The sequence below is a fragment of the Streptomyces sp. ActVer genome (assembly GCF_027270795.1).
Classification (GTDB): Bacteria; Actinomycetota; Actinomycetes; order Streptomycetales; family Streptomycetaceae; genus Streptomyces; species Streptomyces umbrinus_A.
This window is the reverse complement of record NZ_JAPWHT010000123.1, coordinates 1-23,880: the sequence shown is the minus strand read 5'-3', so window position 1 is coordinate 23,880 and position 23,880 is coordinate 1. Positions and strand designations below refer to the sequence as shown.

Below are 23,880 nucleotides of genomic sequence, written 5' to 3'. Positions count from 1 at the left end.
GGCACGATAAGGGCTGAGGCTCCAACTCACCATCCCCATGAACGAACCACCCCTCCCTACTACTCACGGCCGCTCACGGCCACTCACACCCCACCCCCGATCTCACCCCTGGCCTGCCCATACCTCTCCTCCGCCGGGCGGTCGGCAGTACGGTGTCCACCATGCGCCCCGACACGTCTGCCGAGTACGTCGACCACAACGCCGAAGCAGCACGCCTGGAGCGGACCGCCGGCCTCTACCCCGAGGACGCCGAGCACCTGCTGCTGCAGGCCGCGGCCCACCTCGAACTGGCCGACGACCGCCCGCGAGCCACCGCCCTCTACGACCGTCTCCTCTCCAGCGAGACCCCCCTGGAGAACCCATTCCTGGTACGGGCCCTCAAGGCGGCCAACCTCTGGGAGTACGGCCACGAGGCCGAGGCGAAGGCGATCATCGAGGGCGTCCGCGCGGCGTCACCCCGCGACCCGGCCCCCTGGGTGATCGTGGCCGAGTCCCTGGAGTCCCACGACGAGCTCGAAGCGGCACAGCAGACGTTCACAGAGGCGGCGACCCACCTTCTGACGGACGTCCCCGAACCCCCGTACGCGACCCACCCGGTCCTCTTCGGCCGCCACCGCGTACGCCGCATGCTGGGCCTCCCCCACGACAACTGGGACGCCCTCGCGGACACCCTCCACTCCTCCCCGGTCTCCCTGGACGAACTCCACGACCCGAAGCGCGTCTGGTCCCTGGGCTCGGACAACCCGGCGGAGTTGGAGGCGGAAATCTCGCGCCTGCGCGCCGAGTTGGGCACATACCGGGAGGCATTGTCCCGCCCGTTCCCGGTGGCGGTACTGCACTGGCCGGCCTCGGAGCTTTCAGAACTGCTGACGGCGTACCCGTCCTTGGCGGAGGAGTACCCGTCCCATGAGGAGCACCTGGCGACGATAGAGGGCTCGCTGAGGGAACTTGCGGCCTCGGGCACACCGAACCTTGGCATCGTCACGGGGACGGTTCCTTCTTATGAGGCGTTCGCGGCTTCGGAGGGGGCTTCGCCGGCGGACGCGTCGTTGTTGCCGCAGTATGCGACGACGTTGGCGGCGCGGGGGCGGGCGGAGGCTGGGCCGCCGGAGCGGGGGGCGTCTTGTTGGTGTGGGTCGGGGAGGACGTACGAGTCCTGTCACGGAGGCACCGCCTGAACAGCTCACAACTCATGTGACCGGCCCACCTGAACAGACTGTCTGCACCAACAGCAGACTCCCCTCCGCGGGTCCCCGGTGCCACTGCGTACCTCGTGCGGTTGTGCCCGACCCCGTGATGGAATCGACTCCGCAGCCGTAGTCCGACCCGCTCGGTCGATCCGCGGGCTCGTGATGGCCTTGCCGGGCCCACCTCGTCCGGGCGGCCGGGGTAGGCCCGGTGCGAGTCCACCCGATCGACTCGGAGTGGACGACTAGGCGGTCAATCGGACGGACCGAGCCATGATCGTGAGGCACAGCCGTTTTGAGCGCGATAAAGCCGTTGACACCTGCCGTCTCGGCACGCATGAGCAGGCAAGCCAGTAAGGACACTGCGGCCGAACTGGCAGTCCGTCGCCTGCTACACGCGGCCGGGCTGCGCTACCGCGTCGAGTACCCGGTGCCGGGTATGGCGCGGCGGCGCATCGACGTGGCCTTCACCCGAGCCAAGGTGGCCGTCCTGATCGACGGGTGCTTCTGGCACGGGTGCCCGGAACACGCTACGCATCCGAAATCGAACGCGGAGTGGTGGCGCAAGAAACTGGACCGGAACATGACCCGCGATCGGGAGACCACGGAGCACCTGACGGCGGAGGGGTGGATGGTGTTGCGGTTCTGGGAACATGAAGCCCCTGAGGAAGTGGCCGTACGAGTGGGGGCAACTGTGCAGCGACGTCTGACAGAACTGACGAGGGGGCGTGAACAGTGGGGGTACTGACCTTCGTGGACGTGTGTTCCGGGGCGGGTGGTCTGGCTCTCGGGCTGGAGCAGGCGGGATTCGAGTCACGGTTGTTGCTGGACGACGACGAGGGCGCCGTCAGAACTCTGCGGACCAACCGGCCGCAGTGGAACGTACTGCAAGCCGATCTGCTGGACTTCGACCCGTCCGAGCACCCCGTGAGCTACGACGTCGATCTTCTCGCGGCGGGCCTACCACGGGTGAAGTCGAGCGCGACCGTCGAACGGACGGATTCGGGTTCGGAGGAGCGGCTGTTGGAGGCCACTGTCTATCTCGTCCATGCGATCAGGCCTCGGGCTGTCCTCATCGAGAACGTCCCTGGGCTCGCTCACTCGGACGAGTATCAGCAGTTCCGTGATTTCGCCCGAGCCGAACTGGCCCATCTGGGTTACGAGTTCAGTTGGTTCGTCGTCAATGCCGCTGACTTCGGCGTACCGCAGAACCGCAAGCAGGGCGTCCTGGTAGCCGTCGAGCGGCAGCAGGCCAAGGCATTCCAGCCACCGGCACCGACCGTGCAGCAGCCGACGACGGTCGGTACTGCCTTGGGACCGTCCATGGCCTCACGCGGTTGGCAGGACGCCGCCCGTTGGGCCGCCCAAGCCGATCAACCGGCTCCGACACTGGTCGGCGGCTCGAAGAATCGGGGTGGCGCCGACCTGGGGCCGACAGGAGCCAAGCGGAAATGGGAGACCATGGGCGTCAACGGTCACACCGTAGGTGACGAGATCCCCAGCGCGGATTTCGTATGGGATCCCGAGCTTGGCAGGGACAACATGGTAAAGATCACGTCGGCACAGGCGGCGTTATTGCAGGGTTTCCCCGAAACATGGGAGATCGCGGGGCTCAAGACCGCCCGATACCGCCAGATCGGGCACGCGACGCCGCCGCCCGTCGGAAGGGCTCTGGGCCGGGCCATCGCCAAGGCCCTGAACGGGGATCCAGCAGCCTCCGGGGCCGGCTAGACTTCCGCCACATGACCAGCGCGGCACCACACCAGTCCATCCTCGACAAGCCCTTTGTCCTGGATCTTTTCGCGGGGCCCGGAGGGCTGGATGTTGCCGGGCACGCGCTCGACATCCCGAGTCTCGGCATCGAGTGGGACAAGAGCGCCTGTCTGACGCGATACGCGGCCGGGCTGGACACGCTTCACGCCGATGTCAGCGCGGTGCGTAGATCTGCCTTCGAGTCACTGCCACCGGAGATCAATGTGCTGGCCGGCGGGCCTCCTTGCCAGACCTACTCGGTGGCTGGGCACGGCGCTGGGCGTAAGAACTTGAACAAGGTCAAGGAGTACATCGAGCGATTGACAGCGGGCGAATCCGACGAGGCGATCGACGAGGATCTGAAGACTCTCAGCGATCCACGCACCGCGCTGGTCCTTGAGCCCCTCCGATACGCCATTCAGGCAACCAGGAGTCCGAACCGGGAGAAGCGCCCGTACGACGTCATCGTCCTGGAACAGGTCCCTGCGGTCGAAGAGCTCTGGCACCACTACGCCAAGGTGCTACAGGGGACGGGTCTTCCGGACGGCACCAAGTACAAGGTCGTTGTCGGCCTCCTCGACACCGAGACCTATGGAGTGCCACAGAAGCGATCCCGCGCGGTATTGATCGCTCGTCGTGAAGAGCTCGATGCGCCTTCGCTTCCCGTGCCGACCCACCGTTCCTATGGCGCGAAGGAATGGAACCGTAGGAACGAGGACGACCAGGCCGCGACAGGTCAGGCTCATCAGCCGACCCTCGACGAGGGCACGGCACCAGAAACCGAAGAGCGCAGGGAAACCGGTGACAAGGACCTGCAACCCTGGAGGTCGATGGGTGACGTGCTTGCCGACCCGGTGGGTACACATCCGGGACGCGCCACTCCCTTCCTGGTCCGCTCGAACTACGGCAGCTCTGGGATCCCGGGGAGGCGCGGGGTGCGGAGTGATCGACAGCCCGCGTTCACCGTCACTGGTCGCATCTCCCGCTTCGTGGTCTTCCAGCACCTCGACGCGAACATCGTCTACGAGGGCGCGCGGTTCAGCATGAACGAGGCGGGGATGCTGCAGAGCTTTCCGCCGGACTACCCATGGTCTGGTAAGGCACAGTCCCAGCAGGTGGGCAACGCCGTGCCGCCTCTGTTCGGGGCACACCTGCTGAGCGCCGCGCTTGGGCTCCCCCAGCTGGATCCGGATGCGTTGAGGGAACCGTGGCAGCCGGCCACGGAGGAACAGCGGGCGAAGCTGCGAAGTCAGGGCTGTGGGGCCGCTGATGCCTGCACAGACATGTGCCCACGACCCGAGGATCAGGCGCCGCCACGCTCCACCGCGCGCCCGCGAAAGAGCGACAAGAACAACTCGAAGACATCGGAGTAGTACGGGTAGCGTGTCCGCGAAGATCCTTCACAGACGCGCTACCCGTCTGATCAATCTGCGTTCTTCCGTCCCCTGACCGGCGCGGTCTCGAACATTTCCGCGAAGTACTCGGTGAGCGCGGACACGGATTCCTCAGGCACCGGCTCTTCGTCGGGCCCCTCGGGGAGTTCGCGCCGACTCACCGGCTGCGCCGATCCCGCCTCCGCGATCCACCTCCGCAGACCGTCCGGGTTCCGAGGCTCGTCCGGCGCGAGAACGTCGTAGACAAGGGTTGCGCCAGCTGCATTGACCGCGGCGCCGAGGCCCTCGACCTCTCGCCCGGTGGTGACCAGCCCCCTCTCCAGCAGGCGGACCAATGCCTGAGCGGTGGGGCGGTGGTCGATCACCTCCCTCTTCAGGACGCTGTGGATAAGGTCCTGGTTTCCGCAGGCCGTCACAACCGGCCCGTAGTCCGCCCCGTTCCTGAACAGCTCAGCTGCCCACCACAGGCGCGAGAAACACTGCCGGTCCGCAGGGCCCCGGAAGCGCTCCGCGGCGACACGCCTTCCCGGCTTGTTCGCCGTCGGCTCCGAAAGGTGACGCCAGACCACGTAGTCGGGAGCCACCGCCAGAGCGATGTGGTTCCACAGGCGTTTGTCCGCCGCCTCTCGCCGCGTCAGGCGCAGCGTGGCGTGGAGCCGTGGCGCGAGCCACGCGTCGGCTCGGGTCCGGTCTGCCCGGAACTCGAACATGGCGTCCTCCACCAGGCTCCGGATCGGCTCGACCGACCACCTGGCGTCGTCCTCGGGCAGCGAGTCGACCACCTTGGCGAGATCGATGCCGCCATGCACATGTTCGCCCTTGAGCAGTTCCTCGGTGAGGAACGGGCCGACGGCCGAGCCGGCGAGCAGCGCCAGCCGCTCCGGTACGTGGTTCGGTGGGGTGATCACGTCTCACTCTCCCGGTTCATCTGTTCCAGACTGCGGATGGCGTAGGCAAGCGCCTTGGTGGCATCCGCACGGCGGACCGCCGCGTAGTGGATGCGGGTCTGGAGTTCCACCCAGCCCGAGTCTCCGGTGCGCCGGCGATGGACCTGTCGCAGTGCCTCCTCGACCTGCACCCCGGGAACCACATCCGGGAGCATCTCCCGCAACACTTCGCCCTGCCAGTCGGTCGGGAAGACCGGGCTGCCGCCGGGTCCCACCTCCAGGTCACCGATCGCGCCGTGGAACACGGCGGTCCAGACATCGGTGGCCATCTGGGCGACCAGGAGGTCACGCACCTTGCTGTCCACGCCGGTCCCGCTGCTGTCCAACAACCCTATGACCCCCTCGACATCCGTGTTCACGAACACGGTGGGGACTCTCGCCGAGGCATCCACGATCCAGGGAACGTCCGCGTAGGCCTGCAACCACACTCGGGAACTCTTCTTGAACGAGGCTTTCTGGACGTCCAGTTGGAGCCCACGGACCGGCTCGTCGGAGACCGTGTCGACGATCCAACTCCGATCGGTCTCAGCGATGGACCGTCCCTGTATTCCGTCCACCGTCCCGACTGCGTGGACGGCGAGGGAGGCCCGACCCAGGTGATCGTCACGGAGCACCTCCAGGGAGCCCGACCAGTCATGGCCGTCCTCCGCGTCACGTGTGAGGTCCACAGAGGTGCGGACATTGGTCTCACCGTCTGTCAGAACGGCGAGGACGCGCAGGTCGGACCAGGCCGCGTCCGGCGCGTTCGCCCCGGGTGGCAACGTCGCCGAGAGTCCGATCGTGGCGCTCACCCAGTCGCTGTGACCCGCGATGCCTAGTGCGACCGCCTGTTGTTGGGTCGAGTACGCGGTGGTCTCCAGTTGATCGCGCGTACCGTCCGAGAGTTTGAGGGAAACGGAGGTCGCCCTGAGAATGACCGGCCGTTTGAGTCGCTTGTACGGGTAGATCTTCACGCGTCACTCCCCCTTGCCGGCACGGAGTTCGAGCACGAGGCGGGTGAGCGTGGTCCTGACCGGGTGGCTGGTGACATCGGTGGATCCTCGGAACTTCGCGCGACGGGTGCCGGGTGGGAAACGCAGGATCCCGTCCTCCACCTCGCAGCCCTCGACGGCCACCAGTTCCGCCCAGTCCAGCTTCGGGCGGCCACCCGAACGCACGTCGAGCTGGGCGACCGGCACCATGGGGACGATCTCGTCGCCGCGCGGGATGCTCACCTCCCCGGTGATCCGCCACTCCCCGTCATCGCCGACCGTCGCGTCGAGCCCGTCCAAGACCGGAACCACCGGCCCGGAGGGCGCCTTGGCCTTGGGTCTCGCCTTCACGGTCAACGCCTTGCGCAGAGCCTCACCACCTTCACGGCTGCCGCGCTTCGGCCGCGCGACGAGTTCTCTCACCGCGCTGTTGACCTCCGTGGTCAGCATGTTGATCCGCCGGTACGCGGAAGGCGACCAGCGAAGGCTCAGCTCCTCCGTCTGCCCCCAGCGGTCGTGCTCGGGTGGTTCCGCCGCACGCAGGAATTCCTCGGCGTCCTTCGCGAAGGGGGCCGATTCCCCGGCGGCCTCGCCCACCAGGAGAACGGCCTGGAACGGGTTCGTGCCGAGCGGCAGGTTCGGGACTCCAGCCGTCTTGACGGTCATGCGGTTGCCCCGTAGCGAATGCACCTGGTTCTTGGCTCCGTCCTCACCCTCGGCGTCGGTGGTCAGGTCGGTGACCAGCAGGACCGCTTGGTGTGTCCCGAGGGTCCCTCGGGCGCCTCCGGACAGAGGGAGCTTGAGCGGTACGCTTCGCGCCGCCACCTGGCCAGCCTCAAAGAGCCGGTCCACGGTGGTGCCCTCGTAGTGCGCCCTCAGGGCACGGGTCCGGGCCGGCTGTTCGGCGGACGGATCGACCTGCTTCTCCGGTACGACCACTTTGCCGTTGCGAAGAGCCTGGACTGATACCTCCAGGAGGGGAAGCCTGGTGCCACCACCGGTCATCGCGGCCCAGAAGTCACGCCCCAGCGCCTCGACCAGACGCTGGTGCATCCTGCTGATGTCGCGGGTGTCCTTGGTTCCCTCCTCGTCCATGGTCTCGTCGTCGACGTCGCCCCCCCTGCTCTCCTCCAGGCTGGCCACGTCATGCGCGCCGACGATGAGGAACGAAGTCCCGGGTTCGTCGCCTTCCCGCGCAAGATGCAGACGCGCGACGGTCTCCTCGTCCGCCCACCAGGAACGGGCGACCCTCGCGCCGGGAGAATCAGGATCGGGACGCCCGAACCAGGCGGGGCCCGCGTACGACTCACCGTCGACCTCGCGCCAGGGCAGTTCGAGACGTCCGATGACCCGTCGCTCCGTACGTCCCTCGTGGGGCACGGACAGAGTGGAGTTGATGAGCACGAGCCCCAGGGCGCTCGTGGCCCACAGGGTCGCCTTGCCCAGGCCGTACGAACCACCCGCGCCGTGACCCGACTTGAGGCTCTCCAGTTGCCGCCTGACCACGGCGGCGAACTTACCGTCCGCGTAATCGTCGCCGATGAGCCCTGACGCGTTGTAGTCGTCAACCCGCAGCAGGACCAGTCGGCCCTTCTCGTACATGTCGCGCACTCCGGCGTCCACGACCCGGCCGACCTTCTGATTTCCCGCGCTCTCCGAGACGGCGGAGTAGTGGGGGAAGAGGTCGTTCCAGAGGATCGCCTCACGGAAGGCGTCGAGTGTCTCTCCGGTCAGCTCGTGCAGGGTGTAGCGGACCTTGACAGGTCGGCCGCTTTCGACGCGACGTTCGTCGAGGCTGTTCTGGCAGGTCTCTCGCGCGAGCACCTGGACGTCGGCGTCGAACGCGAAGGCCGCGGCGTTGCCCAGGTCACGACCCCCGTCGGGATAGCCGGGACGGTGGTACCAGGTGGTCGGCAGACCTGCCTGGGTGTCGGTGGTACGGGTGTGCACCGTGCCGACGTCCGTGCCGAGCGCCCTGGCGATCTCCGTCATGACGGTCGGGCGGGGCGTCGACCTCCCGGTGATCCACGCGGAGATGGCGGCCCGAGTCAGGTTGAGCTCCTGAGCCAGTTCGGCCTGTGTCTTCCCCGCGAGCTTGAGCTGACGGGCCAACCAGGGCCCGAACTCCTCACCTGTGTCCAACGCGCTACCTGCTCTTCCCCTTGGAGTCGCGTGCGGCTCGCAGGCGACTGACCAGGAGGCTAATTTGACACGGTGAGCACTGTCAACCAACAGTTGATCGAGCCTGGGGCATCAGGACCACTTGGATCGTTGACCTAGATTGACCGACTTTGGGGGGATTACGGACAACTCCCCACCGCCGAGAGGGAGTTGGGTTGACCCCATGATTGGCATCCGATATTATTAGTGATGGCGAAGCTTTCGCCTCGCTCGTGAACTCGAACGCAAGTCGAGGAAATCGGGCGGCCTGTCAGAATTGTGTCCAAAATCAGTTCCGAGAGCAAGGTTCGCAGGTGCGAACCAAGCTCACGCAAGCGCCTATTCGTTATAAACCTGACCGCTAGTCAGGTGACCCTGGGGCCTGCTAGGGTTGTTTTAGCGAAACGTTTATCTGAGATTTCTGCACTCTTTTCTTCACGAGGGGTCAATTGAGCCTTTATTTACCCCTGTGCGACACGATTCGACAGGGGGACCTGATATGGACGACTACTACAGTTACGACTTGGATTCCGAGCGTGGTCTGAGCACACTCAACTCAGCCATTTTCATGGGAAGTATCGAATCAAAGGCAGCAGCGGACCTGCTGAGGGGCCACCCGTGCGAAGATGAATTCTTGGCGCGGTTTCCCCAGCTGAGGGACTGTACTGAACCGCCCGACGTCGACAACTCTTCGTCCTGACCTCCTCCGCACCTCGCTCCGTGTAGGTGGGAAGTGCCCTCGGAGCACAATTTCTAACGCCTTCACCAGCAAAAACGCTCGCTGGCGCCGTTCGAACACCCATGGGCCGGCTGTGAACTCGTACAGCCGGCCCATCACGCATACCTTCGCCCGAATCCTTGAACCTCAGGAGTGCAGGACCAGTGTCGTCTTCATTCTCTCCGGTGCTTGAAACCGTAATCGAGCAATCCTCCCGTGTCCTCAAAACATATGCCGTGGACCCCGGCCTCGTCGCCGAGCACGCCAATGGAGAACGTCGCATCACCCAGGGCGGATACGGGGATCGCCAACTCTTCGAACTCGTCCAGAACGCGGCCGACGAAATCGCCGACGAGCCCGGAGGAAGGGTTCATGTCGTCCTCACAGGAACCTATCTGTACTGCGCGAACGAAGGAAGTCCCGTCACCCCTGAGGGCTCGGAGACCATTCTTCGAATGAGCATGTCGAAGAAGCGCGGAGGCCAGATTGGTAGGTTCGGCGTCGGCGTCAAATCGGTCCTCGTGGTGACCGACGCACCGGAATTCTTCAGCACCACCGGAAGTTTCGGATTCGACCGTTCTTGGTCGTACGAGCAAATCAAGAACGTGCCCGGCGTGACCGCTCGGTACGGTCCGGAATTCGACGCCCCCGTGCTACGGATGGCCCGTCCTCTCGACGTGCAGGCCGAGCGCGCCGCCGACCCCGTCCTGCACGAGCTGCTGACCTGGGCGACCACCGTCGTACGCCTGCCCCTGCTGAAGAAGGCGGACCGCCGGCTCGGCCTGGACATGCACGGCGGGCGCGCCAAGGAGCACGGCGAGTCCCGCGACGAGTTCCCCGTGGGCTTCCAGCTCTTCTCACCGCACGTCGCGAGGGTCGTCCTTGAGGACCGTCGTCACCTTCCTCCGGCCCGCCGGATCCTGACCACTCGGCAGACCGGCGACCTGCACACCGTGACGGAGGAACGGACCGGGAAGGCCAACACCATCCGCTGGCGGGTGTTCACCACCACCCACACACCCGGTCCGGCGGCCCAGGCGGACGCCGGTGAACTCCACGACCGCCTCTCGCTCGACCTCTCCTGGGGTGTCCCCGCGCTACGGAAAGACCCAGGTTCCGGGCTGTACGTCAACTCGCAGATTCGTGGCCGCGGCAGGTTCTGGTCCTTCTTCCCGACCAAGTACGAGATGTCGTTGAGCGGCATCCTCAACGGAGCGTGGAAGACCAACGAGGACCGGCAGAACCTGCTCGACTCCTCGCCCTTCAACCAGGAGATGATCAAGGTGTCGGCGGCGTTGGTCGTCGACTCGCTTCCCGCACTTGCTCCCGCCGAGGACCCTGGCGCCTATCTCCCTCTGCTTCCCGGACGAGTCAAAGAGGCGATCAGCTGGGCGGACGAGTTCTTGACCCGGGAGATCTGGGCTCGCGCCGCGAATCATCCGTCGCTGCCTGACCAGGATGGTGTGCTGCGCGCCCCTGCCGAACTGCACGTCCACCCCCGGTTCGACAAGAAGGATCTGAAGAGGTTGGCCGGGTGGCTGCGGATGTGGCACGAGTGCCCCGGTCGCCCCTCGAACTGGCTGCACCCGAGTGTCGAGGTCGACTCGCTGCGTTCCGGAAAGGTCGAGCACATCCTCGACGCGGCCAGGCACGAGCGATCAGACGTCCGAGCATGGCTGGAAGCCTTGGTCGAGAGCAGTACCGCTGAAGCCTCGGCCGTGGCGATCCGGATCCTCGCGAACATGATCGAGGTCGGCTCGCCGGACGCTGAGGAGGCCCGCAAGGCGCACATCGTGCTCACCGAGGAGCATGGACTGGTCCCGCCGGTTCCCGGTCGGGTGTTCCGCCGTGCCGAAGAGGGGGGGCTGCGCGAATCCACGGTGTACGTGGTCGACACCCTCGCGCAGGACCCGTCCTTGGCTCATACCCTCGACGTTCTCGGGATCCGCGAGGCCGACGTCGAGGGGCGCTTCGTCAGCGTCCTCGACCAGGGCTTCGACGGCTATGGCGACGCCGAGTGGCAGCGGTTCTGGGAGCTGTTTCGTCGGGCCGGAATCCGTCGGTTGGCGCTCAAGGTCCTGGAGCGGGTCGCCATGCCCGGCTCGACGCTGCGCGTACGGACCGCCGACGGAAAGTTCCGACCCATCGAGGACTGCATGCTTCCGGGCACGGTGGTCGATGCACGCCGTGACCCGACCGTCGCCGTCGACATGGCGTTCCACTCCGACGACGTCGCCTTCTTCGCCCAGGTAGGGCTGCGGGAACGGCCCACCTCGGGAGTGCGGCCGACAGAGGACGAGGCCTGGTTCACGGAGTATCGGGAAGCCGTCCACTCCGCCTATCTGCGCAGGTTGGACACCCACGCGCCTCGCCCTTCGCTGAGCCGGATGAAGGTCGAGGGAGCCGCCATCGGGGGCCCGCTCCACCTGTTCCGCGCACTCTCCGAGGAGTCCCGTGCCGCCTTCCTGAAGGCCCTTCCCGACGATGCCGTGGTCGACAACTGGACACGCCAGATCGGTGCGCAGAGCGGCACCCGACAGACTGTGATCTCGCCGATCCGTTGGATGCTGTGGAAGTACGGCACGGTCGTCACTTCCCAGGGAGTCAAGCCGCTCAGGGAGGCCGTCGGTCCCCAGCTCGCCGCCTATCGCGATGTACTGCCGGTCGCCGACCTCTCGGCCGAGAAGGCCCGCAAGCTGCGGCTTCCGACCACGGTCGACGAAGTTCCGGCAGACCGCTGGGAGGCGCTTCTCGACGAGGTGTCCCGTAGTGAGGACGACTCCTTCGTCGGCGCGACCTACGTGATGCTGACCCGGTTCGGCGCGGACTTCCCCGAGGACTCCCTCACCCGCTGCCGGATCGGCGACACCTGGGGAACCCGTCCCGACGACGAGATCACGCTCGCCGTGGGGGCCGCCGAGTATCGGGCGCTCCGCGCCGAGCAGCTGCCGGCGCTGCTCGTGTCGACCGTCGGGGACGCCGAGCTGATGGTCGAGAAGTGGGGCATGCTCCGCTTCGCAGACGTGATCAGCCGGGAGACCCGTGAGGTGGTCGAGGGTGATCCAGTGCCACTGGTGGAGCTGTATCCCGGCCTGCGCCGACACCTCAACAGCTCCAACCGGAACAGCCTGGTGCAGAGGTGCACGGAGCTGGAGGAGGTCACCCGCACGCCCAACGGCACACAGGCCTCTCCGCTGGACGCCGTCCGCCAGGACGGCACCGTCAAGGTCCGCGTTCCGCTGGATCCGGAACCGATGCTCCGACTGATCGACCGCGAACTCGGGTTGGGCCTCGGCGCGTCCGGCTGTCGGGCCGTGCTCGAACACCAGGACCGGATGGCTCGGGACAGCGCGATGCAGGCGGCTCGGAAGGCCGTACGTGAGACGGAGGACGTGGTCACCAAGATCGAGCTGCTGGTCGGGGCGGAGGCGCTCCGGATCGGCCTCCCCGAGGGGTTGATGGAGGCAGAACTGCTGGCGGCCGACGGTGTCCAGCCATCGGGGCGGCGGATCGCGCAGATGGCTTTCAACGCCCACGGCGACGGTGTCCTCCATCAGCACGCTCGCGACATTCAGGCACGGTTCCCTGACGCTCCCGTCGCCTACAGCGGCTCCTCGTCCGCCGTCGCCTTCGTCTCGGACCTGAAACTCCCGGTGTACTTCGCGGGTTCGCGGACCCCGACCCCGCCGCCGTTCGAGACCGTCGAGGGCCCTCGGGACTTCCCGAGCCTCCACGAGTACCAGGAGGATCTGGTCCGCAACATCACCACCATGCTCGACCGCCTCGCTCCCCAGCGCGGCATGCTGTCGCTGCCGACCGGCGCGGGCAAGACCCGGGTCACCGCCGAGGCCGTGATCCGTTGGGTCAAGCGCGTCGGCGACCTGAGCGGGCCGCTGCTGTGGATCGCGCAGACCGAGGAACTGTGCGAACAGGCCGTGCAGAGCTGGAAGTTCGTCTGGAGCAAGGTCGGTGCGGAGCGCCCACTGACCATCAGTCGGCTCTGGAGCGGCAACGAGGTCGGGAACGTCGTCGACCACCCCCACCTGGTGGTCGCCACCGACGCCAAGTTGGAGCGCTGCCTGGACACCGAACAGTACGTGTGGCTGCGTCAGGCCGCGCTGGTGATCGTGGACGAGGCCCACACCGCCATCTCCAAGCGGTACACCGAGATCCTGAGCCGGTTGGGACTCACCCAGTACGAGACCGGTCGGCACCTGCTCGGCCTGACGGCCACGCCATTCCGCAACACCAACGAGGAGGAGACCCGCCGTCTGGTCGGACGCTTCGGGAACCGGCGGCTCGACGAGGGTGTCTTCCCGTCCGGTGATCCGTACCGGGACCTCCAGGAGTGGGGGATGCTCGCGCAGGTGGAGCACCGCACCCTGGAAGGGGGTCGGATCGAACTGACCCGCGACGAGAAGGCACAGGCCGAGCGGATGTCGATGCTTTCCCGTGCCGCCGAGCAGCGGCTCGCCGACGACCACGCGCGCAGCAGGCGCATCGTCGACTCGGTGGCCGAGCTGCCCGACGACTGGCCGACACTGCTCTTCGCCACCTCCGTCGACCATGCCAAGTATCTGGCGGCCATGCTCAACGACCGGGGGATCCCGTCCGCCGCCGTGGACGCGACGACCAGCGCGCAGGACCGTCGTGCGCGCATCGAGAAGTTCCGCGACGGACGTATCCGGGTGCTCACCAACTACGGCGTGCTCGCCCAGGGATTCGACGCTCCGGCCACCCGTGCCGTGGTCGTGGCCCGGCCCGTCTACAGCACCAACGTCTACCAGCAGATGATCGGTCGTGGTCTGCGCGGTCCGCTCAACGGCGGCGAGAACACCTGTCTGATCCTCAACGTCAGCGACAACATCGCGAACTTCGACACCCGACTCGCCTTCACCCAGTTCGAACATCTCTGGAGCAGAAAGTGACCGACGCCTATCTCGACAGCCCGCCGCTCACCGATGAACAGCGGGCCGTGGTCGAGCAGCCCTGGGACGCGCGTGTTCTGGTCACCGCGGGTGCCGGGGCGGGAAAGACCCACACGTTGGTGCGTCGGCTCGACGCGCTGTGTGGCCACGACGACCCCGACGAGGCGTTGGAAGCGGCCGAGATCCTGGTGCTCACCTTCTCCCGGGCCGCCGCCCGCGAGTTGCGGGAGCGCATCGCCCGGCACGGGGAGCGGGCTCGAAGGGTGCGCGCCCAGACCTTCGACGCCTGGGCGTACGGGGTGCTCCTTCAGGCGCACCCGGACGGCGAGTGGGGTGCGGTCGGCTTCGACGAGCGGATCGGCGCCGCGGCCCAGGCGGTCGAGGAAGGTGCGCTGGAGGCCGGCGATGCCGTCCCGCCTGCCCATGTCGTGATCGACGAGGTACAGGACCTCGTGGGCGGGCGTCGAGAGCTGGTGGAGACGCTGCTCGACCGGTACCAGGACAGCTGCGGCTTCACCGTCGTCGGCGACGCCGCCCAGTCCGTCTACGGCTTCCAGATCGAGGACCCGGCCGAACGCGCCGACGAGACCGGACGGTTCTTCGACTGGCTGCGCGGCTCGTACCCCGACGAACTCGTGGAACTGCGTCTCACTCACAACTTCCGAGCCGTCACCCCCGAGGCTCGGATCGCCTTGGCGCACGGTCCCCGGCTCCAGCAGGTGACGGACGCGGACGAGGCGGCGACGCGCTACGACGAGCTGCGCGAACTGCTCCTGGATCCGGCGAACGACCTGGGCGACCTCACCGATCCGTTCACCTTGGACGGGTTGCGGACCTTCCCCGACACCTGTGCGATCCTCACCCGCGACAACCGACAGGCCCTGGTGGTCTCCGGCCTGCTCCACGAGCACGGCGTCGAGCACCGGCTGCGGCGCCCCCTCGAAGAGCGGCCGGTGCCGTACTGGGTGGCCGAGTTGTTGCGCCGCACCGAGGCGACCGGCCTCACCGAGGACCGGTTCCGCTCGCTGCTCGCGGAGATCCCGCTGCCGTACGAGCCGAACGTGACCGTCCTGTGGACGGTGCTGCTGCGGGCCGCGCGCTCGGCCGGCCGGGGTGTGCTCGATCTGGAGCGGCTTCGCCGCTCGGTCGCCGACGGCAGGTTCCCCGACGAGGCGGCCGACCCGGAGGCCACGCGGATCGTCGTCTCCACCGTGCATCGGGCCAAGGGCCTCGAGTTCGACCGCGTGATCGTCCTGACCCCACCGACCGTCGCCGAACTGCGCAAGCAGTACAAGGACGAGTTGGACCTCCCCGCCGAGGCCCGAGCCCTGTATGTGGCGATGACTCGCGCCCGCGAGGATCTCTACCATGCGCAGTCACCTGAGTTGCCGATCCTCAAGAGAGCGGGCGGCCGAAAGAACGTCCGCCGCTACGTCGGTGGATGGCGGTCGTACGACAGATACGGCGTCGTCGCCGAGGCGGGGGACGTCTGCCGGGACGACCCGCCCGGCCACGAGAGCGACGCCGTGGCGACCCAGGCGTACCTCCTGACGCAGGTCGGCCCCGGGCAGGACGTCGTGCTGAGCAAGCGCCACGATCTACCGATGGGCGAGTACCAGAGCCCGCCGTACGCTCTGGTGCACGACGGCCGGGAGATCGGTGAGGCGTCAGAGCGGTTCCGGGAGGAGCTGTTCCAGGTGCAGAAGGTGAACAGGACGTGGGAACCCTGGTGGCCCGACCAGATCCACGGCATACGGGTCGACACTCTGGAGACGGTGACGGGCAGCGCCGCCGCCGGCGCCAACGCCGGTCTCGGCGACCGTGGGGCGTGGATCGTCCCCCGGATCACCGGCATCGGAAGGTATAGACGGGCCGACGAGGAGGAGCAGCGCGCATGACACAGGTGGCAGGTCGGCACTCCGAGCACTATCGGGTCCGGGACGAAGAGCTGCTGGTAGGGCTCCGCCGCGAGCTTCTCGGTCCCGCTCCGGGCGCCGCGCCGGAGGACCGGGACGAAGTCCTTGCCGAGGACGCGCCGATCGACCGCTACCTGACCGGCGTCCTGTACCCGCGATCGGTCGACCTGACCGCGGAGCAGCGGATCCGTGAGGACGAGGCAGAGCACGAAGGTCTGGACGTCGCCCCGCTGCGCACGCGTGACAGCGTCGAGGAGTCCGGTACCGCGCAGGAGGTGGGCGCCGCGGGCTCCCGCCGCCCCTCGTCCATGGGCCTCACCTTCGCGGTCGACCCGACCATAAGCGACTCGATCGTGGTCTCGGCGCGCGCGGCCGTGTACGAGCCCACCGATCCGGAGGGCAAACCGATCCCGGCCCGCCGTGCCGAGGCCCGCACCACCTCCGAGCAGCGGGAGCGGTGGCGACGCAGGGAACTCGTCCTTCCGGACACCCCGGTCGACGTGACCACACCCGCTCCCGACAAGAGGTTCGACCTCGGTGCGGGAGCCGCACTGCGCGTCAACGTCCGACGCCCCCACCCAACCACAGGTACGGTCACGATCACCGTCACACTCGTCAACACCCACCAGGTCGGCGAGCGTGAACTCCAGGACGCGTTCTCCCTGTTCCAGTGCGGTCTCACCGTCCGCGCGGCCGACGGGTCCACCGCCTTCATCGAACGCACCGCCCCGGCTTCCTCCCATGACGACGATGTCGCCTCCAGCAGGCTGCTGCACCGCCACGCCCCGACCTTCGCCGTCGGGCACGGCTGCGCCGCCGAATGGGACTGGACCCCGCCGCCGATCGGCATGACGGACACCGTGCGGGCCGCCGTCGCCAAGGTGCGGAGCCAGTTCGTTCCCAGCGTGGAGGTACTGCTCACCGACTCCAATCCGGAGATCGACAGCTCGGCCCTGTCCATGCTCGGGCTCGCGGAGAAGTTCGACATCGAGGTCCTGGCCGCACTGGAGGATCTCGCCACGGGGTACGAGCGCTGGATCCACCGCAAGGCGGCCGAGGCAGAGGCCTTGACGGGCGACACCCACGAGGAGCCCGCACGGAACCAGGTGGAAGCCTGCCGCGAGGCGCTCGACCGGATCCGTGAGGGCATCGAACTGCTGCGGACCAAGCCCGACCTGATGAGGGCGTTCCGGCTCGCCAACCGCGCCATGGCCGACCAGCGCGCCCGTAGCGCCTGGGTGAAGAGCGGACGCGTCGGCGCCCCCGACCCGAGCGCCGGTCGCTGGCGCCCCTTCCAGATCGCGTTTGTGTTGCTCTGCCTGGCCGGCATCGACGACCCCGGCCACCGCGACCGGGACGTCTCCGACCTGCTGTGGTTCCCCACGGGTGGTGGCAAGACGGAGGCCTACCTCGGACTGATCGCCCTCACGTCGTTCCTGCGTCGCATCCGCAGGGGTGCGGACGGCGGTGGTGTCACCGTCCTCATGCGCTACACGTTGCGGCTGCTCACCCTCCAGCAGTTCGAGCGCGCGGCGATCCTGCTCTGCGCCATGGAACACATGCGGCGCCACACGCCCGAATTGGGACGTGAGGAGTTCTCCATCGGCATGTGGGTGGGGCGCTCGGCCACCCCCAACACACTGACTGTGGCCGGCCAGAAGCTGGACGAACTACGCAGGAGCCTCGACAAGCGCCTCGCCACCGAGAACCCCGTTCAGCTACACGCATGTCCCTGGTGCGGTACCCACCTCGACGCCCGGGACTACGAGGTCGACGAGCATGCCAAACGAATGCACGTCCGCTGCCCAGGCAGGGACTGCGAGTTCACCGACGGTCTGCCCGTCCACCTGATCGACGAGACGGTGTACGACGCTCGGCCGACACTCGTGATCGCCACCGTCGACAAGTTCGCGTCGATGCCGTGGCGTCCGGAGACCTCGGCGCTCTTCAACCTCAACAAGCTGGACAGTGGCACTCCTCCCCCAGAGCTGATCGTTCAGGACGAACTCCACTTGATCTCGGGCCCGTTGGGCACCCTGACCGGCCTCTACGAGACGGCCGTGGACGCGCTCGCGGACCGCCCCAAGGTGATCGCCTCCACAGCGACCATCCGTCGCGCCGCCGACCAGGGCCGCCGCCTCTTCGCTCGCGGTGTTCGCCAGTTCCCGCCCGCAGGTCTGGACTCCCGCGACTCGTGGTTCTCCGTGGAGACCCCGCGTGAGGAGAAGGCGAGCCGGCGCTATGTCGGCCTCCTGGCGCCCGGCACCAGCCAGTCCACTCTGCTGATCCGCACGTACGCCACCCTGCTGCACCGGGCCAAGCAGGCGGAGACCGCCGACGAGGTGCGCGACGCGTACTGGAGTCTCGTCGGCTACTTCAACAGCCTTCGGCTGCTCTCCGCGGCCGAACTCCAGGTCAACGACGACGTGGTGGCCTATCTGGAACTGCTCGCCGAACGCGAGGGGGTGACGGTCCGCTCGATCGCCAACTACTCGGAGCTGACCAGCCGTGTCGACGCGAGCGAAATCCCGACCAGCCTCAAAGGCATCGAGAAGCGGTTCCCTGACGAGGACGCGGTGGATGTCCTTCTGGCCACCAACATGATCGCGGTGGGCGTGGACGTGGACCGCCTAGGTCTCATGGCAGTGATGGGCCAGCCACAGACGACCGCCGAGTACATCCAGGCGACGAGCCGTGTCGGCCGCGCGCACCCCGGCCTGGTCACGGTCATGCTCAACGCCACCCGGTCTCGGGACCGCTCCCACTACGAGAGCTTCCAGCATTTCCATTCGGCCCTCTACCGTGAGGTCGAGTCCACCTCCGTGACACCGTTCTCCGCCCGCGCCCGCGACCGGGGCCTGCACGCGGTGATCGTCGCTCTCGCCCGCATCCTGATCCCGGCCGCCTACCCCAACAAGGGTGCGGGCAAGGTCGATTCCTACGAACACATTCTCCGGGGCCGTATCAAGTCCGTGCTCCTGGAACGCGTGGAAGCGGTCAGCCCGGAGGAGGTCGAAGCCGCGTCCCATGCCTTCGACGAGTTCGTCGAGTGGTGGTGCGACGAGGCGAGCAACAACAGTGGCCTCCTCTTCGCGCCGGAACCGGGCAGTCGTGCCCCTTCCCTTCTGAAGGCGTACGACGAGTCCAAGGACGTCAAGGCGTGGGACACGCTGTGGAGTCTGCGCGACGTCGACGCCGAGTCCGCCCTGTTCATGGAGGGAACCCGATGACCCCGCCCCCCGCCCGCCGTCGCCGGACCGGCGCGCAAGGCTCCGCGCCCGCCCACAACCTCCCGCGACGCGGTACGGTCCGCCGTGCCCAGGCGATCACCACGTACGGCATCGGATCACTCATCGCCGTCGACTCCGAGTCCTTCGTCGTCTCCGGCCTCGACGAGGCCGACCAGAGCTGGAGCACCAAAGAGTCCCCGCAGATCCACGAACGACGCCTGGCCCGCCTGCTCAACGTCGACTACTTCCGGCTGCCGCCCGCGTCCGACGACAAGAGCAAGGACGGCCTCAGGGTCAGACGCTTCCCCTTGATGCACTCCTGCCCCGAGTGCAACGACCTTCAGCGACACCGTGACTTCAACCCGCCGGCCGGTCGTAGCGTCTGCGGCACGGACGAGGTCGACCTCGTCCCCTCTCGCTTCGTCGTCGCCTGCGAGTCCGGACATCTCGGCGAGTTCCCGTACTGGCAGTGGGTGCACCGTTCCGCGGACCGCGGTGCCACGACGGCCGGACAGTGCGGGGGGAAGCTCAAGCTGCGCACGTCCGGGCGTACGTCCTCGCTCCGCTCGATCCTCATCTCCTGCACCTGTGGCAAAACCCCTGAGGTCTCGATGGAGGGCTCCTTCCGCAGGAACGCACTCAAGGATCTGGGCCTCAAGTGTCACGGCACCCGCCCGTGGCTCGGCACGTCCGCCCCCGCTCAGGAGTGCGGGCTCCCTCTGCGCACGCTTCAGCGCGGTTCCTCGGCGGTGTGGCAGCCGGTGCTGAAGTCTGCGCTCTCCATCCCGCCGTGGAGCGACGGCCGCGCGGATCCGCTCGCCGAGCACTGGGAGGAACTCCGCAAGCTCGACAGCCGCGCGGAGGTCGAAATGTGCCTCAAGTTCGCGTTCAAGGGCGAGATCCCGATTCCGGTCGACGAGGTGATGGAGCTGCTCGACGCGGAGCGCGAGGAGGACTCCGACGGCGAGTCGGAACCCACTCTCGACCACCGCTACCGCGCCCTGCGCAACAAGGAGTACGAACGTCTTCGCTCGGGCAACGACGAGAGTGAGCACTCCCACGAGGAACAGTTCGTCTGCGAGACCCCGCTGAGCGACCAGAGCGTGCTCGGCCCGCTCGGCGTCACCGGGCCGATGTTGGTCAAGAAGCTCCGCGAGGTACGCGCCCTGAAAGCGTTCACCCGGCTTGCTGACCCCGACTCGACGACCGAATCGAAGGAGATGCCACTCTCCGGCTCCCCCTTGCGTTGGCTCCCAGCCATGGAGGTTCGCGGGGAGGGAGTCTTCCTCCGCCTGGACAAGGACCGACTGGACACCTGGGAGAAGGCCGCGGCGGTCGCCGCACGGGTCGAGCGGATGCGCACCGCCCACCAACGGGTGCTGGAGCAGCGGGCCGGAGACCCGAGCAGTGTCGTACCTTCCCCGGCCACCCCTCGCATGGTGCTGTTGCACACCCTGGCCCACGTCCTCATCAACGAGTGGAGCCTGGACGCGGGCTACCCGGCCGCCTCCCTGCGCGAGCGTCTGTACGCCGCCGACGACATGGCAGGGGTGCTCATCTACACCGCGACGAGCGACTCGGCGGGCAGCCTCGGCGGGCTCGTCGCCCAAGGCGAACCGGACCGCCTGGACCGGGCTATCCGTTCGGCCGTCCACCGCGCCGAGTGGTGCTCCTCGGACCCGCTCTGCGTCGAGTCCGAGGCGTCCGGCACGGGCGGCACCAATCTCGCCGCATGCCATGCCTGCGTGATGCTCCCCGAGACGAGCTGCGAGCAGAACAACATCCTGCTCGACCGCGCGCTACTCGTTGGCACCCCGGACGATCCTCACTTGGGCTTTTTCGCAAACGTATTGGAGCAGTGACACGAGCCGACCGTGAGGCACCGACACAGATCGGCTCGCGACCGCCGATGTCTCGACAGGGGCGGGAGCCGGCCGGCACCTGACGCACCGCTATCCAGTTCCCGATACTGCAGCCCCGTACGCGGTGGGGCAGCAAGCAGGGGCTTGTCGCCCCTGATGCAGGCTCACCCCTCCAAAGGCAGGGGTACCAGGTGGCCCGCACGATGCACTTCTGCTCGCCACATACGAGGTCACCTCAGCGAGTTGCTCCCGTCAGGCGCTCGGTCTACGAGAAACGCCGTCGCAGCAGCTGCCCAGTTCGACGTCGTAGCGAGTCTGAGCACGATCCAGAGCCTCGTCCACGTCGCATCCGTGCGCACGAAGCCAGTGGAGGAAGTCCGTGATCACCGCGATCACCGATTCCTCGGCCATGGCCCTACCAACTCTTCCCGGACCGGGCTGGCAAGGCGATCTCACGCCTGTGTGGAACTCCAACAAGGTCTCGGCCCGTTGCACACCTGGGCCTTCAACGTGGCCGTTCGGCGACCTGAGCCCCGTTACCAACTCGCACCAGGTGATCTTCCGATCAGGACGGAGCTGGACGCCCCAGCGAGCGGCGACCGCGTCGACGAGGGCCATGCCTCGCCCTCCCTCCGCGTCGATGTGCGCGTCGAGGAGGGTGGGCAGGGCGCGCGTATCGGGGTCGTGGACCTCGATACGCAGATGCATGCCGTTCATCGAAACCGCGAGTATGGCCGGGGTACCGAGGCCGACGTGCGTGATGACGTTGGATGCCAACTCGCTCACGCAGAGCTGTGCTTCATCGGAGACTTCGGGCAAGCCCCAGATGCCCAGATGCATCCGCATGGCCCGCCGAAGGACGGCCACCTCCGTTGGTTCAGCCGTGAAGGCAAAGTCCCACGGCTTGCGCATCATGCACGGTTCCTGACCCACAAAAACCCCTCTCGTCGCAGGCGACGCCCCGTGAGCCACGCAACGTCACTAATGATCACGATGAGCTGTGCTGCCATCAGAGTGCGGTTTGCGCATCCCTTCTTGCAATGTGCACAGCGGGATTCCCGCTTTCGAGTGATTGGCAAGCACGGGGCTTGGCGCGGAGACTGAATACCGGTTAGCGAGAAAGGCGTTGTGATGGCAGGTTCACCGACGGCACGCCGTCGTCGTCTCTCGATCGAGCTGAAGAAGCTGCGCGAGGCGAACGCCCTCACCTGCGCCCAAGTCGGTGCGGCACTGGACTGGAGCGGCTCCAAGGTCAATCGGATGGAGACGGGAAGCGGCAGGGTCCAGCCGTCCGACATCGATGCGCTGTGCCACTTCTACGAGACCGGCGACGATCTGCGCGAGTTCCTGAAGTCTCTTGCGAGGCAGGCCAAGACGCGCGGCTGGTGGCAGGAGCACGGATCTGGTGTGCCCCAGTGGTTCTCCATCTACATCGGCCTGGAGCAGGATGCCTCCACGTTCCGCCAGTACCAGTGCGAGCTGCTCCCGGGGCTCATGCAGACCCCGGCGTATGCCGGCCAACTTCACAAGACTGGAGCGCATCTGCCCGCCCAGGACATCGATCGGGCGGTGCGCGTACGTATGGAGCGCCAAGCCATGCTGACGCGACCCGAGGCCCCGGATGCCTGGTTCGTCGTCAACGAAGGCTCCCTCCGCAATGTCATCGGGGAGCGGGCGTTGATGAGAGAGCAGCTCGAACGCGTCCTGGAGTCGGCGGAGTTGCCGAGCGTCACCCTGCAGGTGCTCCCGTTCGACTCGGGCACCTACCCGGCCACGGGATCGTTCACCATGCTCGGCTTCCCCGACCAGGAGGACCCGGACATCGTGTATCGGGACGGCATCACCGATGCCGTCTACCTGGAAGGGGAGCATCATGTGCGGGAGTACACCCGGGCCTTCGACGGCTTGAGAGCCGCCGCCCTGAGCCCCCAGCGCTCCGCCCAGCTGGTCAAGTCCGTTCTTAAGGAATATGCAAGATGAGCATTGCGCGATCTGCTCCTGAGGCCCCTTCCTCGTGGTTCAAGTCCTCCTACAGCAACGGTGCGGGCGGTGAGTGTGTCGAGTGCGCCCACTCTGTCGACGGAGCCCTCGTACGTGACTCCAAGAACGCTCGTGGCCCCGTGCTCACCATTCGCCTTCACGCCTGGCGGGCTTTCATACGGGCCTTGGATGGCGATGGTCCCGGGTTGCTCTGAACAGCTTCCACGAACACGCTCGGCAGAATCTGGCGAGGGAATCCACCCGGCGTGATGTGGTACCGCCGGCTCGCGCAGACTCGGAGCCGTGACGCGTGCGCACTTGGAACGGTGACCTGTCGGCATACGCAAATGCGCGGCTTGGCCGTGCCTTGATGGCTTGGTCGAGCCAATGCTCGGGTGGTGTGGGGGCGTTCCTGGGTCGTGTCCCGCTTCGTGGTGTAAGCGACCTTGCTCGACGCGTTCCGGTAAGCCGCGCGTCGGCCACTCCAGGGGACATGGCTCCCGGGTCGCGCGGCGGCTGACCTGCCGTCAGCACAGTGCGCGGCCCCGAACCGCGCCGACGCGGCGATGACCTGCGGATTCCGGCGCCTTGATCCGCTACACCACCTGGCGGAACGCCACCCGTTCCTGAGCCCGGACTTCCAAGGTGCCGTGGGGCCGCCCGCTTCTTTTTCAGTGTCGTGCTTCCGTGGGCCGCGTAAAGGGCGGCCTTCGGCCGTCGCCTGCGGCGATTTCGCTTCGCTTCACCCTTGACTCGGCCCACGGAATCACGGGGTAGAAGCGAGCGGGCGGCTCGGAAGAGTGGGGTTCCCGGGTGGGGGTGCGCGCGGGTGGGT

Annotated in this window: 14 protein-coding genes; 10 read left to right on the top strand and 4 right to left on the bottom strand. The window is 67.2% G+C overall.

What is annotated here, in order from left to right; genetic code table 11:
• Nucleotides 1–161: 161 nt before the first annotated feature.
• The 4 genes from O3Q52_RS21380 to O3Q52_RS21365 all read left to right on the top strand — a co-directional run bounded on the left by O3Q52_RS21380 (nt 162) and on the right by O3Q52_RS21365 (nt 4,312).
• Complete coding sequence (locus O3Q52_RS21380; protein ID WP_269650386.1) at nt 162–1,178, top strand: SEC-C metal-binding domain-containing protein; 1,017 nt, start codon at nt 162–164, stop codon at nt 1,176–1,178.
• A 346-nt stretch (nt 1,179–1,524) separates the two neighbouring features.
• On the top strand, nt 1,525–1,935 hold the full coding sequence (locus O3Q52_RS21375; RefSeq protein ID WP_269650385.1) for a very short patch repair endonuclease: 411 nt from the start codon (nt 1,525–1,527) through the stop codon (nt 1,933–1,935).
• Nucleotides 1,923–2,918: a DNA cytosine methyltransferase gene (locus O3Q52_RS21370; protein WP_269650384.1), complete on the top strand. Its 996-nt coding sequence runs from the start codon at nt 1,923–1,925 to the stop codon at nt 2,916–2,918. Before O3Q52_RS21375 ends, O3Q52_RS21370 begins: the two co-directional genes overlap by 13 nt.
• An 11-nt stretch (nt 2,919–2,929) precedes the next feature.
• On the top strand, nt 2,930–4,312 hold the full coding sequence (locus tag O3Q52_RS21365; protein ID WP_269650383.1) for a DNA cytosine methyltransferase: 1,383 nt from the start codon (nt 2,930–2,932) through the stop codon (nt 4,310–4,312).
• A gap of 50 nt (nt 4,313–4,362) precedes the next feature.
• Here O3Q52_RS21365 and O3Q52_RS21360 read toward each other — a convergent pair whose 3' ends face one another.
• The 3 genes from O3Q52_RS21360 to O3Q52_RS21350 are packed head-to-tail and all read right to left on the bottom strand — an operon-like array spanning nt 4,363 to nt 8,393.
• Nucleotides 4,363–5,241, bottom strand: a complete 879-nt coding sequence (locus tag O3Q52_RS21360) for a DUF6339 family protein (RefSeq protein WP_269650382.1) — start codon at nt 5,239–5,241, stop codon at nt 4,363–4,365.
• Nucleotides 5,238–6,233 (bottom strand): hypothetical protein, encoded by a 996-nt coding sequence (locus tag O3Q52_RS21355; RefSeq protein WP_269650381.1) that lies wholly within the window; start codon nt 6,231–6,233, stop codon nt 5,238–5,240. Before O3Q52_RS21355 ends, O3Q52_RS21360 begins: the two co-directional genes overlap by 4 nt.
• Before the next feature lie 3 nt (nt 6,234–6,236).
• Nucleotides 6,237–8,393, bottom strand: a complete 2,157-nt coding sequence (locus O3Q52_RS21350; RefSeq protein ID WP_269650380.1) for a helix-turn-helix transcriptional regulator — start codon at nt 8,391–8,393, stop codon at nt 6,237–6,239.
• 900 nt (nt 8,394–9,293) lie between these two features.
• Between O3Q52_RS21350 and O3Q52_RS21340 the strand changes: the two genes are divergently transcribed.
• The 4 genes from O3Q52_RS21340 to drmB are packed head-to-tail and all read left to right on the top strand — an operon-like array spanning nt 9,294 to nt 21,065.
• Nucleotides 9,294–14,057 carry a DEAD/DEAH box helicase family protein gene (locus O3Q52_RS21340; RefSeq protein WP_369124172.1) on the top strand — a complete coding sequence of 1,588 codons (4,764 nt, stop codon included), beginning with the start codon at nt 9,294–9,296 and terminating at the stop codon, nt 14,055–14,057.
• Entirely contained in the window at nt 14,054–15,955 is a 1,902-nt protein-coding gene (locus O3Q52_RS21335; protein WP_269650378.1) for a UvrD-helicase domain-containing protein, read from the top strand. The genes O3Q52_RS21340 and O3Q52_RS21335 overlap by 4 nt, the downstream gene beginning before the upstream one ends.
• On the top strand, nt 15,952–19,203 hold the full coding sequence (locus tag O3Q52_RS21330; protein WP_269650377.1) for a helicase-related protein: 3,252 nt from the start codon (nt 15,952–15,954) through the stop codon (nt 19,201–19,203). Before O3Q52_RS21335 ends, O3Q52_RS21330 begins: the two co-directional genes overlap by 4 nt.
• On the top strand, nt 19,200–21,065 hold the full coding sequence (gene drmB / locus O3Q52_RS21325; protein ID WP_269650376.1) for a DUF1998 domain-containing protein: 1,866 nt from the start codon (nt 19,200–19,202) through the stop codon (nt 21,063–21,065). Before O3Q52_RS21330 ends, drmB begins: the two co-directional genes overlap by 4 nt.
• A gap of 252 nt (nt 21,066–21,317) precedes the next feature.
• Here the strand turns inward: drmB and O3Q52_RS21320 are convergent, their stop codons facing one another.
• On the bottom strand, nt 21,318–21,980 hold the full coding sequence (locus tag O3Q52_RS21320) for an ATP-binding protein (RefSeq protein WP_269650375.1): 663 nt from the start codon (nt 21,978–21,980) through the stop codon (nt 21,318–21,320).
• A gap of 216 nt (nt 21,981–22,196) precedes the next feature.
• Here O3Q52_RS21320 and O3Q52_RS21315 point away from each other — a divergent pair, with 216 nt between their 5' ends.
• Complete coding sequence (locus O3Q52_RS21315; protein ID WP_269650374.1) at nt 22,197–23,045, top strand: helix-turn-helix transcriptional regulator; 849 nt, start codon at nt 22,197–22,199, stop codon at nt 23,043–23,045.
• On the top strand, nt 23,042–23,260 hold the full coding sequence (locus O3Q52_RS21310; RefSeq protein ID WP_269650373.1) for a DUF397 domain-containing protein: 219 nt from the start codon (nt 23,042–23,044) through the stop codon (nt 23,258–23,260). Before O3Q52_RS21315 ends, O3Q52_RS21310 begins: the two co-directional genes overlap by 4 nt.
• Nucleotides 23,261–23,880: the final 620 nt, after the last annotated feature.

Bases quoted from the DNA above. Each gene is read 5' to 3' on its own strand.
- O3Q52_RS21380 (WP_269650386.1), top strand. From the start codon at position 162: ATGCGCCCCGACACGTCTGCCGAGTACGTCGACCACAACGCCGAAGCA.
- O3Q52_RS21375 (WP_269650385.1), top strand. From the start codon at position 1,525: ATGAGCAGGCAAGCCAGTAAGGACACTGCGGCCGAACTGGCAGTCCGT.
- O3Q52_RS21365 (WP_269650383.1), top strand. From the start codon at position 2,930: ATGACCAGCGCGGCACCACACCAGTCCATCCTCGACAAGCCCTTTGTC.
- O3Q52_RS21330 (WP_269650377.1), top strand. From the start codon at position 15,952: ATGACACAGGTGGCAGGTCGGCACTCCGAGCACTATCGGGTCCGGGAC.
- drmB (WP_269650376.1), top strand. From the start codon at position 19,200: ATGACCCCGCCCCCCGCCCGCCGTCGCCGGACCGGCGCGCAAGGCTCC.
- O3Q52_RS21320 (WP_269650375.1), bottom strand. From the start codon at position 21,980: ATGATGCGCAAGCCGTGGGACTTTGCCTTCACGGCTGAACCAACGGAG.
- O3Q52_RS21315 (WP_269650374.1), top strand. From the start codon at position 22,197: ATGGCAGGTTCACCGACGGCACGCCGTCGTCGTCTCTCGATCGAGCTG.
- O3Q52_RS21310 (WP_269650373.1), top strand. From the start codon at position 23,042: ATGAGCATTGCGCGATCTGCTCCTGAGGCCCCTTCCTCGTGGTTCAAG.